Genomic DNA, 12,248 nt, shown 5'->3' with positions numbered 1-12,248 from the left:
CAGGCAAGCCAGCTCCCACAGTTGATTGCATTTCATGCCCATGAAAAAGGCGACCCGAAGGTCGCCTTTTCTTATTGCGCGTACTGCTTGCTCAACCCCGGCGGTACGCCATGGACATCGGTCTCTTCCCAAGGCCCGTTCGGGCTGATGGACCGGCTCCAGCCGTTGCTCCAGCGGTAGTACGTGCGCTGGCGATAGAACGTATCCGGCTGCTCGTCCAGCACGTACACCTGCATCTTCCCGTCCCAGTGGCTGGCAGCACCTGGCGGCGGTGCGAAGGTCGGCGAAGAGCTCGGCACCGGCTTCGACGGTTTGATCACCGGGCCCGAGGGCTGTGTGCCTGGCTGTGTGCTCGGCTGGGTCGACGGCCCGGTGGGCGGGATGGTCGGCCCCGTAGGCGACGGTGGCCGATGGACCGCACAAGCACTCAGCCCCAATACCAGGCTGAGCAGGGTGATACGTGCAATGGCGGTCATGGGCATTTCCTCGAATTATTTATCCGGACTGTCGATGGTCAGCTGCTGCAACGCAGTAGTGCTGCTGGCCAAGGGTTGGCTGCGGCCGATCCACTCGCCAGCGGTGGGAACACCTGCCCGGGATATGCGCGCAACCAGTTGGACTTCGGGAAAGTTGGACAGTTTCAACTGCGGCATCATCGCGTCGGCATCGCCCAGTTCGACGGTGATTGGCAGGTCGGCCACGGTCACGCGCTTGGCTGCCAAAGGCGCCGGCGGGCCTTTGACGGCGCGGGCGAAGATGAACACGCTGTCGGTCGGCAAGGCCTTGGCCTTCACGTCCGCCGCCAGGTCCACGCGCACTTGCATCTGCTTTTGTGCCTTCACGGGTGCCACGGTACCGCCGCTCTCTTTGAGCTTCTCGGCGGCCCGGTCGATCCCGCCTTGCAGCGCGGCGCGGGAGTTGTCTTCCGGCGGCAGTTGCGCCAGCAGGCGGTTCCAGTAGTCGATCGCTTCCTGGTACCGCTGGCCTTCAAAGGCGGCGATACCCAGCAGGCCAAGGCTGGTGACTTCTTTCGGGTCGAGTTTCAGGGCTTCGTCGGTCAAGGCCTGGACTTTGGGCGACCACTGTTTGTTGTCGGCAAAGTACTGGGCCTGGGCCCACTGCCCGAGCAACTCCGGCTGGCGACCGGCCAGGGCCACGGTGCGTTCGAAGACTTTCGCTGCGTCGGCCGAGCGGTCCTGGGCCATGTAGGCACGGCCGAGGAAGTACAGGCCTTCCGGCGAGTCCGGTTGGGCCGCTGCGGCGCGCTCCAGACGGCGGGTCATGTCTTCCATGGACACCGGCGGTTGGGAGAATTCGCGGGTCAGTTCGACCTTGTCGCTGGCGCCATAATGCAGGTACAGCGCCACGCCCAATACCGGCACCAGAAACGCAGCCAGAAACGGCAGCGGTTTGCCGAGGCGCGACTCCCGAGGCTTTTCCACCCCTTCGGTGTCCGCCAACAGCTCACGGGCCGCTTCAGCACGACCGCTGTCCAGTTGGGCGGCATCCAGCACGCCTTCGGACTGCTGGGTTTGCAGTTCCGCCACACGTTCTTGATACAGCGCCACGTTCAGCGCGGTGCGATCCTCTTCACGCTGGGCACGACGGCCGCGTAACACTGGGATCAACAGGAAACTCAAGGCAATCAGAAGCAGCAGACCGGCTGCGAGCCAGAAATCAATCATCAGTTTTTTTGTCCAGCAGTTGGTCGAGGCGTTGACGCTCATCGACGGAAAGCGAGTCCGAGCCATCGGCCGGGGCGACACGACGGCGGCGTACAATCACCGCCATCACCACCACGCCAGCGAGCAACAGCCCGGCGGGGCCGAACCACAGCAGCGCGGTCTTGCCGGTGAGCGCCGGCTTGTAGCGCACGAAGTCACCGTAGCGGTCGACCATGAAGTCGATGATCTGCTGATTGTCCTTGCCCTCGCCGAGCATGCGGAAAATCTCTTTGCGCAGGTCGGCAGCAATCGGCGCGTTGGAGTCGGCGATGTCCTGGTTCTGGCACTTGGGGCAGCGCAGTTCCTTGGTCAGTTCGCGAAAACGCTCGCGGTCCCCGTCCTTGGCAAATTCGTAGGTGTCGATGGCGGCGTGAGCCACGCCGACCATGCTCAAGCCCAATACAGCGGCGGCTAACCAACGCTTCATGGCTTGGCCTCATCCACCAGCGCCTGGTACTTGGCGGCCAGTTGCTCGCGCCACACCACTTCGTCGATCACGCCCACGTACTTGTCGCGGATCACGCCCTTGGCGTCGATGAAGAAGGTTTCCGGGGCGCCGTACACGCCGAGGTTCAGGCCGAGGTTGCCGTCTTCGTCGCGGATATCCAGCTGGTACGGGTTGTGGAATTCTGCCAGCCACTTCAAGGCGGCAGCGTTGTCGTCCTTGTAGTTGATGCCGTAGATCACCACGCCGTTCTCGGCCAGCTTGTTCAGCACCGGGTGCTCGACACGGCAGGAAATGCACCAGGTGCCCCACACGTTGACCAGCGCCGGCTTGCCCTGCAAATCCGCCTGGGTCAGGGTTTTGTCGCCCTGTACGGTCGGCAGCGAGAACGCCGGGAACGGCTTGCCGATCATCGCCGAGGGCAGCTCGGCCGGGTCCAGGTACAGCCCGCGATACAGAAACACCGCCACCACCAGGAACGCCGCCAGCGGTAACACCATCAACCAACGCTTCATACCGCTGCTCCTTGCAGACCGAGGGCTTCACGCACCCGGCTCTTGACCTTGACCCGATAACGCCGGTCTGTCGCGGCCAGCAAACCACCGAAGCCTGTGAGCAGGCCGCCGAACCAGATCCAGCGCACAAACGGTTTGACGTGGACCCGCACGGCCCAGGCGCCATCGCCCAGCGGTTCACCCAGGGCGACGTAGAGGTCACGGGTGAAACCGGCGTCGATCCCGGCTTCGGTCATCATCGAGCTTTGTACGGTGTACAGACGTTTTTCCGGGTGCAGCACCGCGATTTCCTTACCGTTGCGCACGACGCGTACGGTGCCCTTGTCAGACGTGAAGTTGGGGCCTTCGAAGTGCTTGGCGCCTTCGAAAATGAAGTGGTAACCGGCCAGGTCCATGGACTCGCCCGGCGCCAGACGCAGGTCGCGCTCGGCGCTGTTCTGGCTGGACAACACCACGCCCAGGGCGCACACGGCGATGCCGATATGCGCGACCTGCATGCCCCAGTAGCTGCGGGTCATGGTCGGCAGGCCCTTGATCAGGCCTTTGTGACGGGTCTTGTCGATCAGGTCGCGCACGCCGGCCAGCAATACCCAGGCGGCGAGCATGAAGGTAGCGAGCACGGCCCAGTTGAAGTCGCCGTAGGCAATCCCGGCGATCACCGCCAGCGCGGCGCTGCCCAGCAGCACCGGAGTCAGCATGCCCACCAGCCATTTCACCGGGGTGTCTTTCCAGCGCACCAACACGCCGACCGCCATCACCACCATCAACAATGCCATCAACGGGATGAACAGTGCGTTGAAGTACGGCGGGCCGACGGACAGCTTGGCGCCGCTCAGGGCATCCAGCACCAACGGGTACAGGGTGCCGAGCAGGATCATCGAGGCCGCCACCACCAGCACCAGGTTATTGCCCAGCAGCAGGGTTTCCCGGGACCAGAGGTTGAAGCCGACGTGGCTCTTGACCACGGGGGCGCGCAACGCAAACAGCGTCAGCGAGCCGCCGACCACAAACAGCAGGAAGATCAGGATGAACACGCCGCGCTCCGGGTCGGAGGCAAACGCGTGAACCGAGGTCAGCACGCCGGAACGCACCAGGAACGTACCCAGCAGGCTCAGGGAGAACGCAGCGATGGCCAGCAACACGGTCCAGCTCTTGAACACGCCACGTTTTTCCGTGACCGCCAGCGAGTGAATCAGCGCCGTGCCCACCAGCCAGGGCATGAAGGAGGCGTTCTCCACCGGGTCCCAGAACCACCAGCCGCCCCAGCCAAGTTCGTAGTAGGCCCACCACGAGCCCAGGGTGATGCCGATGCCGAGGAACGCCCAGGCGACGATGGTCCAGGGTCGCGACCAGCGCGCCCAGGCCGCATCAAGGCGACCGCCGAGCAACGCGGCGATGGCAAACGCGAAGGCTACCGAGAACCCTACATAACCCATGTAGAGCATCGGCGGGTGCACGATCAGGCCGATGTCTTGCAGCAGCGGGTTGAGGTCGTGGCCGTCTACCGGGATCTGCGGCAGGATGCGGGTGAACGGGTTGGAGGTCATGATCAGGAACAGCAGGAAGCCGATGCTGATCATGCCCATCACCGCCAGCACCCGGGCCAGCATCACTTGCGGCAACTGGCGGGAGAAGATCGATACGGCAAAGGTCCAGCCGCCAAGGATCAATGCCCACAGCAGCAACGACCCTTCGTGGGCGCCCCAGACGGCGCTGAACTTGTAGTACCAGGGCAAGGCGCTGTTGGAGTTATTGGCGACGTAGGCGACGGAAAAGTCGTCGGTCATGAAGGCGTAGGTCAGGCAACCGAAGGCGAACACCAGAAAGGCGAACTGGCCCCAGGCGGCCGGCTGGGCCAGGCTCATCCACAGGCGATCACCGCGCCAGGCGCCCAGCAGCGGGACCACGGCCTGGACGATGGCAAAGCACAGGGCGAGGATCATCGCCAACTGGCCCAACTCCGGAATAAACAATGCGGACGTCATGACTTAGCCCTCCTTGGCGGGGGTCGGGGCGGATTGGCCGCTGTCTTTGAGGGCCTTGGTGACTTCCGGCGGCATGTATTTTTCATCGTGTTTGGCCAGCACTTCGTCGGCCACGACCACGCCGTCGGCGTTGAGCTTGCCGAGGGCGACGATGCCCTGCCCTTCGCGGAACAGGTCCGGGAGGATGCCGCGGTAGGTGATGGTCACGGACTTGTTGAAGTCGGTGACGATGAATTTGACGTCCAGGGAGTCGCCGGAACGTTGCAGCGAGCCCTTCTCGACCATGCCACCGGCACGAATTCGTGTGTCCAGCGGCGCTTCGCCGTTGGCGATCTGGGTCGGGGTGTAGAACAGGTTGATGTTCTCCCGCAGGGCGCTCAGGGCCAGGGTCACGGCAATGCCGACACCGGCCATGATGGCCAGGATGATCAACAGACGCTTTCTACGCAGCGGATTCACTTTTCGGTCTCCCGGCGCAAACGACGCGCCTCTTGTTGCAGGTAACGCTTGCGGGCCAGGATCGGCGCGGCGACGTTGAGGGCCAGCACCGCCAGGCAAATGCCATAGGCCGTCCAGACGTACAGGGCGTGATGGCCCATGGCGAGAAAATCACTGAAAGAGTTGAAGCTCATCCACGGGCTCCCAGGCTGTTTTGCACTTCGGCCTTGACCCAACTGGTGCGGGCTTCACGCTTGAGCACTTCAAGGCGCATGCGCAGCAGCAGCACGGCGCCGAAGAAGCAGTAGAACCCCAGCACCATCAGCAGCAGCGGCGCCCACATTTCCACGGGCATGGCCGGCTTTTCGGTGAGGGTGAAGGTGGCGCCCTGGTGCAGGGTGTTCCACCACTCCACCGAGTATTTGATGATCGGGATGTTGATCACGCCGACAATCGCGAGTACCGCACAGGCCTTGGCGGCGCTGTCACGGTTGCTGATGGCGTTGCCCAGGGCGATCAGGCCGAAATACAGGAACAGCAGGATCAGCATCGAGGTGAGGCGCGCGTCCCAGACCCACCACGAACCCCAGGTCGGCTTGCCCCAGATCGCACCGGTGACCAGCGCCACCGCAGTCATCCAGGCACCGATGGGCGCCGCGCATTGCAGGGCCACGTCCGCCAGTTTCATCTTCCACACCAGGCCGACGATGCCGCACACCGCCAGCATCACATAGCAGGACTGAGCCAGCATCGCGGCGGGAACGTGGATATAAATGATGCGAAAGCTGTTGCCTTGCTGGTAGTCCGGCGGCGCGAAGGCCAGGCCCCAGACCAGGCCGATGCCGATCAGCAATACAGCGGCGATGCTCAACCACGGCAGCAGTTTGCCACTGATGCCGTAAAACCATTTGGGCGAGCCGAGCTTGTGAAACCAGGTCCAGTTCATGCTGTTTCCATCACGGTTGCTTCTCGTCAATGCGAGGAGCTTAGGGTCTTTACTGACTAAGACAACGCTTGGTCAGACCTCATTATTCGCCGACGCTGATCTTCAGGCCAGCCGCTATAGCAAAGGGTGTCAGGGTTACCGCCAGGGCGGCCAGGCTGCCAAGCCACAGGAGGTAACCGGTCGCCGGCATGCCCTGGAGCGCGGCTTGCAACGCGCCGCTGCCCAGGATCAACACCGGGATATACAAAGGCAAAATCAGCAGGGCCAGCAACAGGCCGCCGCGCTTCAAACCCACCGTCAGCGCCGCACCCACGGCGCCCAGTAGACTGAGAACCGGCGTGCCAAGCAACAAGGAAAGGAGCAACACCGGCAGGCACTCGGTGGGCAACCCCAGCATCATCGCCAGCAGCGGCGCGAGCAATACCAGCGCCAGGCCGGAAAACGCCCAGTGTGCCAGTACCTTGGCCAATACCAGAAGTGGCAGGGGGTGCGACGAAAGGACCCACTGTTCAAGGGAACCGTCTTCAAAGTCACTGCGAAACAGCCCGTCCAGCGAGAGCAGGACCGACAAAAGCGCCGCCACCCAGACCAGTCCCGGAGACAAGGTTTGCAACAGTTTAGTCTCGGGGCCGACCGCCAACGGGAACAGCGCGATCACAATCGCGAAGAACACCAGCGGGTTGGCCAGTTCGGCCGGGCGGCGACAGAGTAACCGCGCTTCGCGGGCCACCAACAGGGCAAATACACTCATACCGACCACCGGCCCAGATCGAGGTCACGGTAACCGGCGGGCATTTGCGCCAGCGTGTGGTGGGTGGTGAGGACGACCATGCCGCCCTGCTCGCAGTGGGCCGCCAGGTGTGCTTCCAGCTGGGCGACGCCTTGTTTGTCGAGGGCGGTGAAGGGTTCGTCGAGAATCCACAGCGGCGGACCGTCGAGGTACAAACGGGCCAGCGCCACGCGGCGCTGCTGGCCGGCGGACAGGGTGTGGCAGGGAACGTCTTCGAAGCCCTTCAGGCCGACAGCGGCGAGGGCCTGCCAGATGGCCTCACGGCTTGCTGGATGATGCAGGGCACTGAGCCAGCTGAGGTTTTCTTCGGCGGTGAGCACGTCCTTGATCCCGGCGGCGTGGCCGATCCAGATCAGGTTGCGGGCCAGTTCCGTACGCTGCTCGTGCAGCGGTTTGCCGTTGAGCCGCACTTCGCCCGCCGTCGGCTGCATCAGCCCGGCCAGCAGGCGCAACAGGCTGGTCTTGCCGCTGCCGTTGGGCCCGCTGACCTGCACCATGTCGCCGCCCGCCAGACGCAGTTCGAGGTGTTCGAACAGCATCCGCAGGTCACGTTCACAGGCGAGCGCTACGGCTTCTAGAAGAGGGCTGGTCAAGAGATCGCGGGCCTTTACGGTTCAAGTCGGCGGTGGAACGGCCGTTAAAGAGATGCACATTAACTGCTTTGGCGACCGTTTTTAGAGAGCTGGATCAATCAGTTGTGTTGTTTTTAACGCTCTCTTTGAAGACGGGCGGCATTATACATGTGATGCCCTACTCTAAAGAGGGCAATTTCCCTTGAGACGGCGCGCACGATGACCGGTGAGATCACTCTTCCAACACTTCCCCCGACGCTTCCGGCCGGGCCTGCCACCGCGCCGGCGACGGGTGAGCTGCTGAAACTGCTGGAGCCGCAGACCGGCCTGATCGACCCTGGAAAAACCGTGAACGCCGAGGTCCTGGCGCTTAAACAGGGCGGTGATGCGTTTCAGTTGCTGCTCAAGCTGACCCTGGAAGGTGGCCGGCAAACCCTGGTGCAGGCCAGCAGCAGCCAGCCGCTGCCGCTGGGTACCCAGGTGGAAGTCAGCCAGACGCCGTCGGGCAATTTGTCCATCAGCCTGCAGCAGGCGCTGAGTTCCAGCGTTGCCGCGCTGACGCGCATCGATACCAGCCAATTGCCAGTGGGCACCCTGCTGCAAGGCAAGGTGCTGACCACCCAGGCACTGCCCCAGGGCACCAACCAGCCAGTGGTGTATCGCTCGCTGGTGTCAGTCCTCAATAACGTCCTCAGCGGCGCGACCCTGACCGTCGAAAGCCCGCAACCGTTGCGCATCGGCAGCCTGCTCAGCGCCGTGGTGCAAAGTGCGCAAACCCTGAGTTTTGTGCCGCTGAGCGGTCTCAAGGACCAACTGGCCGTGGCCCAGCAACTTTCCACCCAGCAAAGCCGCCAGGGCTCGCTGGACGTGGTGTTCACCGCGCTGCAAAGCCTGCCCGCCACCAGCAGCGACAGCACCTCCGTCGACCTGCGCGCCGCCGCTGCGCGTTTGCTGGCAGCCCTGCCCGACCTGGCCCAAGTGAGCAATCCCAAGGTACTGGCCCAAATCATCCAGAACAGCGGGACGTTTCTCGAAGCCAAGTTGCTGGCAGGACAAAACCCACAGATACCGCCACTGGACATGAAAGGCGCCCTGCTGCGCCTCGTCGCCGACCTGATGCCTGCCCTGCCCGCCAGCACCAACCTCAATGCGATCCTGGCGGCCAACACCCTGGCGCAGATGCTCCCCAGCTTCGTGCGCAGCCCGCTGGGTACCCTCGGCCAGGTCGGCGCCCGACAAGCCCCCGCAGGTTTTCCGCTGCCGGATCGGCTGATGCAACGCCTGGAAGGTGAAAGCGACCTGGAAAACCTGCTGCGCCTGGCCGCCGGGGCCATTTCGCGCCTGCAAAGCCATCAGCTGTCGAGCCTGGAACAGACCGGCACCACTGCCGACGGCAAGCTCTTGACCACCTGGCAGTTGGAGATCCCGATGCGCACCTTGCAGGACATCGTGCCGTTGCAGGTCAAGTTCCAGCGTGAAGAACCGGCCCCCGACAAGGAACAGCCGGAACGCAAGGACAGCAAAGACCCCAAAAACATGCTCTGGCGCGTGGAAATGGCCCTCGACATGGAGCCGCTGGGCCCGCTGCAGGTCCAGGCCCAATTGAGCCAGGGCAAACTCTCCAGCCAACTGTGGGCGACCCGGCCCTACACGGCCAGCCTGATCGAAAGCCACCTGGGCAGCCTGCGCGAACGCCTGGTGTCGTCGGGGCTCAACGTCGGCGACCTGGACTGCCACCTCGGCACACCGCCACGGGGCCCGAAAACCGGGCTGGAACAACGCTGGGTGGATGAAACCGCATGAAAAACCCCAACCCGCCGCGCCAGGCCATTGCCCTCAAATACGACGGCCAGCAAGCGCCGACCCTGACCGCCAAGGGCGACGACGCCCTGGCGGAAGCCATCCTGAAGCTGGCCCGGGAAAATGAAGTACCGATTTACGAAAATGCCGAGCTGGTCAAATTACTGGCGCGCATGGAATTGGGCGACAGCATCCCGGAAGAGTTGTACCGCACCATCGCCGAGATCATTGCGTTTGCCTGGACGCTGAACGGCAAGTTCCCGGTGGGATACGACCCGGATGCGGGGCCGGTGGAGCGGGATGTGACGGAAAGAGGCGACGATTATTAATGTGGGAGTGGGCTTGATTTGCCCACATTAAGCCGTAACAACTGGGAATTAATCTGTCACGACCCCTTAATCCCGGAGCACGGCAGTTGAAACGGACTTCAATCCTGGTAGCACTGAGTCTCTGTGTGTTTTCCCTGACGGCAACGGCCAGCAACGAGGCTCATGAATACCTTGCGGCCTGTCGCGAAGCCAGGGAAATGTCGCCGGATGCACCACCTTCCTACCCGTCAGCCTATTGCCTTGGCATCACCACGGGCGTGCTGAGAACACTGGAATACCTGGACGAATTCACCCCCAGGAATCGCCGCCTTTGCCTGCCGGAAAGCTTGGAGCCAGGGCGTTTGGTCGATAGGGTTCTGGCGTACAGCAAGAAATACCCTGCGGCAGAGCGAGGCGGCACGGCCCGGCTGGTCAGGGGTGCAATTACCGAACATTATCCCTGCCCAAAGAAAGGCACCAACTCGCTATAGCGGGAAGCCGCAGCCGCTGATGTATAGCAATTATATCTTTCAAGGTATAGATTATCTCGAACCCGATAGTTCAGGATAACGTCATGAGCCCGACCCGCCCGATCCTCAGTCGAAAGCTACTCGCCGAAGCCCTCGCCCGTGATTTGGCGGGCGAGTCATTTGCCGATTACAGCTCCGGCATGTTCCTCGCGGCCCCTCGCCGCACGGGCAAGAGCACGTTCCTGCGCAACGACCTCATCCCTGAATGCAAGGCGCGCGGCTGGCTGCCGGTTTACGTGGACCTTTGGATGAACCGCGAAATCGACCCCGCCGCGCTGATTTCCGGCGCCATCGGCAAAGCCTTGGGCGAATTCGAAAGCGCCGTGAGCAAAGCAGCCAAGAAAGCCGGTATCGACAAGATCAGCCTGCTGCGCACCCTGAGTTGGGATTTCACCAAGCCTCAACTGCCCGCCGGCACGACGCTTAGCCACGCCCTCGACGTGCTGCACCAGGTCTCGGGACAAATGATCGTGCTGATCGTGGACGAAGCCCAGCACGCCCTCAACAGCGAAAATGGCGTGAACGCCATGTTTGCCCTCAAGGCTGCACGGGATCATCTCAACGGCGGCAGCACGGCAGACGGCCTGCGCCTGGTGTTCACCGGGTCCAGCCGGGACAAACTGGCCAACCTGGTACTCAAGAGCAAACAACCCTTCTTTGGCGCCCACATCACGCCGTTCCCGCTGCTGAGCCGGGATTATGTCGAGTTCGTGACGGACCTGTGGAACCAGCGCCTGGCCGCGACCAACCAGTTCAACCTTGAGGATATGGACTACGCGTTCCAGCTCGTTGGCCGACGCCCGGAAATGCTCAACACACTATTGACCGAAGTGAGCGTGGGCCTGGGTGAGGCCAGCAACCTTGGCGAGTTGCTGAGGACTGGAGCACTCAATCACCAGGCGGGAATCTGGAGCGACTACGAGAGCGCCTACAACGACCTCTCCCCCCTGCAACAGGCGGTGCTTGAGGTGATGGGCGAAAGAACCCTGGGCAAGCAAGCGTTCTCGCCTTTTGCGGAAAAAACCTTCCAGGACGTCAACAGCAAGCTGGAGTTGGCCCAGGCTGAGCCGAACGCCAGCACGCCAAACGTTCAGAAAGCCCTGGAGGTGTTGCGGGAGAAGGAGTTGGTCTGGAAAGCCAATCGTGGCGAGTACGCCCTGGAAGACTCAACCATGGCTGAATGGCTGAGCAAACGGCATCAGTTATAAGCTGCAAGCGAGCCCGCTTGCAGCCCGTCACCGTCAACTGCTCTTGTGCAACTTGCTCATCAACTGCGCCTCAGCCTGGGTCAAGCCGCAGGACTGGGTCAGCTCATCCACCGTGGCGCCCATGCCCACCAGCTTCGCCGCCTGGGCGAAGGACAGGCTCGACGGGTCGCGCTGCTCCAGTGCCGACAGTTTGTCCGGCAACGGTGCAAGCACCGAACGCAGCTCGTGCACTTCGTCACCCACACGCACGGCGCTCTGCTGGAAGTGGTCGACCCGCTTGACCAGTTCCAGCATGCGCCGGTCGCGCGCGGCTTCGCGTGCGACCTGTTGAGTGGCCACCTCCCGTTGCTGGCGCACATAGCGCAGCAGGAAGCCCAGGGTCCCGGCCCACAGGATGGCCAGGACGATCACCGCTACCTCAAGGAACAATCAGATATTCTCCAGGTCCTGCCACTCTTCTTCGCTCATCATCTTGTCCAGCTCAACCAGAATCAGCAGTTCGCCGTTCTTGTTGCAGACACCCTGGATGAACTTGGCCGATTCTTCGTTGCCGACGTTCGGCGCGGTCTCGACTTCAGATTGGCGCAGGTAAACCACTTCCGCCACGCTGTCGACCATGATTCCGACCACTTGCTTGTCGGCTTCAATAATCACAATGCGGGTGTTGTCGTTGACTTCGGTCGGCACCAGGCCAAAACGCTGGCGGGTGTCGATCACGGTCACCACGTTGCCGCGCAGGTTGATGATGCCCAGCACGTAGCTCGGGGCACCCGGAACCGGAGCGATCTCGGTGTAGCGCAGCACTTCCTGCACACGCATCACGTTGATGCCGTAGGACTCGTTGTCCAGCTTGAAGGTGACCCATTGCAGGATTGGATCATCCACCAGACCTTGTGCGGACACTGACTTGTTCATACTCCAGACCCCTTCAAATACCGTTGGTTACGGTGTGTGTTCTTGGGCAGCGCCAGCGCGCTGCGCTTGTTA

The 12,248-nt window shown here is 62.5% G+C and carries 16 protein-coding genes; 4 read left to right on the top strand and 12 right to left on the bottom strand.

Going from position 1 to position 12,248, the window contains the following annotated elements:
- Positions 1–71 precede the first annotated feature (71 nt).
- From MUM_RS0101355 to ccmA, 10 genes are all read right to left on the bottom strand, one after another.
- The gene (locus MUM_RS0101355) at positions 72–476 is read right to left on the bottom strand and encodes a hypothetical protein (protein WP_003210627.1); all 405 of its coding nucleotides are present in this window, start codon (positions 474–476) and stop codon (positions 72–74) included.
- Between the two features lie 15 nt (positions 477–491).
- The gene (gene ccmI, locus MUM_RS0101350) at positions 492–1,685 is read right to left on the bottom strand and encodes a c-type cytochrome biogenesis protein CcmI (RefSeq protein ID WP_010166152.1); all 1,194 of its coding nucleotides are present in this window, start codon (positions 1,683–1,685) and stop codon (positions 492–494) included.
- The gene (locus MUM_RS0101345) at positions 1,678–2,151 is read right to left on the bottom strand and encodes a cytochrome c-type biogenesis protein (protein ID WP_010166149.1); all 474 of its coding nucleotides are present in this window, start codon (positions 2,149–2,151) and stop codon (positions 1,678–1,680) included. Before MUM_RS0101345 ends, ccmI begins: the two co-directional genes overlap by 8 nt.
- A complete protein-coding gene (locus MUM_RS0101340) occupies positions 2,148–2,684 on the bottom strand; it encodes a DsbE family thiol:disulfide interchange protein (protein ID WP_010166147.1) in 537 nt (178 codons plus the stop codon). Before MUM_RS0101340 ends, MUM_RS0101345 begins: the two co-directional genes overlap by 4 nt.
- The gene (locus MUM_RS0101335; protein WP_010166145.1) at positions 2,681–4,669 is read right to left on the bottom strand and encodes a heme lyase CcmF/NrfE family subunit; all 1,989 of its coding nucleotides are present in this window, start codon (positions 4,667–4,669) and stop codon (positions 2,681–2,683) included. The genes MUM_RS0101340 and MUM_RS0101335 overlap by 4 nt, the downstream gene beginning before the upstream one ends.
- A gap of 3 nt (positions 4,670–4,672) precedes the next feature.
- Positions 4,673–5,128, bottom strand: coding sequence for a cytochrome c maturation protein CcmE (gene ccmE, locus MUM_RS0101330; protein ID WP_008434786.1), 456 nt, complete (start codon positions 5,126–5,128; stop codon positions 4,673–4,675).
- Positions 5,125–5,301, bottom strand: a complete 177-nt coding sequence (gene ccmD / locus MUM_RS0101325; RefSeq protein ID WP_008434788.1) for a heme exporter protein CcmD — start codon at positions 5,299–5,301, stop codon at positions 5,125–5,127. Before ccmD ends, ccmE begins: the two co-directional genes overlap by 4 nt.
- Positions 5,298–6,053, bottom strand: a complete 756-nt coding sequence (locus MUM_RS0101320) for a heme ABC transporter permease (protein WP_003210634.1) — start codon at positions 6,051–6,053, stop codon at positions 5,298–5,300. The genes ccmD and MUM_RS0101320 overlap by 4 nt, the downstream gene beginning before the upstream one ends.
- 82 nt (positions 6,054–6,135) lie before the next feature.
- A complete protein-coding gene (gene ccmB, locus MUM_RS0101315; protein WP_003210635.1) occupies positions 6,136–6,804 on the bottom strand; it encodes a heme exporter protein CcmB in 669 nt (222 codons plus the stop codon).
- The gene (gene ccmA / locus MUM_RS0101310) at positions 6,801–7,436 is read right to left on the bottom strand and encodes a cytochrome c biogenesis heme-transporting ATPase CcmA (protein WP_010166140.1); all 636 of its coding nucleotides are present in this window, start codon (positions 7,434–7,436) and stop codon (positions 6,801–6,803) included. The genes ccmB and ccmA overlap by 4 nt, the downstream gene beginning before the upstream one ends.
- A gap of 198 nt (positions 7,437–7,634) precedes the next feature.
- On the opposite strand from ccmA, the gene fliK reads away from it, so the two are divergent.
- The 4 genes from fliK to MUM_RS0101295 all read left to right on the top strand — a co-directional run bounded on the left by fliK (position 7,635) and on the right by MUM_RS0101295 (position 11,261).
- Positions 7,635–9,218: a flagellar hook-length control protein FliK gene (fliK, locus tag MUM_RS0101305; RefSeq protein WP_010166138.1), complete on the top strand. Its 1,584-nt coding sequence runs from the start codon at positions 7,635–7,637 to the stop codon at positions 9,216–9,218.
- Entirely contained in the window at positions 9,215–9,544 is a 330-nt protein-coding gene (locus MUM_RS0101300) for an EscU/YscU/HrcU family type III secretion system export apparatus switch protein (RefSeq protein WP_010166136.1), read from the top strand. The genes fliK and MUM_RS0101300 overlap by 4 nt, the downstream gene beginning before the upstream one ends.
- Positions 9,545–9,669: 125 nt before the next feature.
- A complete protein-coding gene (locus MUM_RS1000000134920; RefSeq protein WP_169385951.1) occupies positions 9,670–10,014 on the top strand; it encodes a Rap1a/Tai family immunity protein in 345 nt (114 codons plus the stop codon).
- A gap of 83 nt (positions 10,015–10,097) precedes the next feature.
- Complete coding sequence (locus tag MUM_RS0101295) at positions 10,098–11,261, top strand: hypothetical protein (protein ID WP_010166135.1); 1,164 nt, start codon at positions 10,098–10,100, stop codon at positions 11,259–11,261.
- Between the two features lie 33 nt (positions 11,262–11,294).
- Here MUM_RS0101295 and MUM_RS0101290 read toward each other — a convergent pair whose 3' ends face one another.
- Both MUM_RS0101290 and MUM_RS0101285 read right to left on the bottom strand, forming a co-directional pair.
- Positions 11,295–11,690 (bottom strand): DUF2802 domain-containing protein, encoded by a 396-nt coding sequence (locus MUM_RS0101290; protein ID WP_010166133.1) that lies wholly within the window; start codon positions 11,688–11,690, stop codon positions 11,295–11,297.
- Entirely contained in the window at positions 11,691–12,176 is a 486-nt protein-coding gene (locus MUM_RS0101285; protein WP_003210641.1) for a chemotaxis protein CheW, read from the bottom strand.
- Between the last annotated feature and the right edge of the window lie 72 nt (positions 12,177–12,248).

The organism is Pseudomonas sp. PAMC 25886 (assembly GCF_000242655.1).
GTDB lineage: Bacteria > Pseudomonadota > Gammaproteobacteria > Pseudomonadales > Pseudomonadaceae > Aquipseudomonas.
Note: the sequence above shows the minus strand (reverse complement) of the source record. Positions and strands in the feature narration are given on the sequence as shown.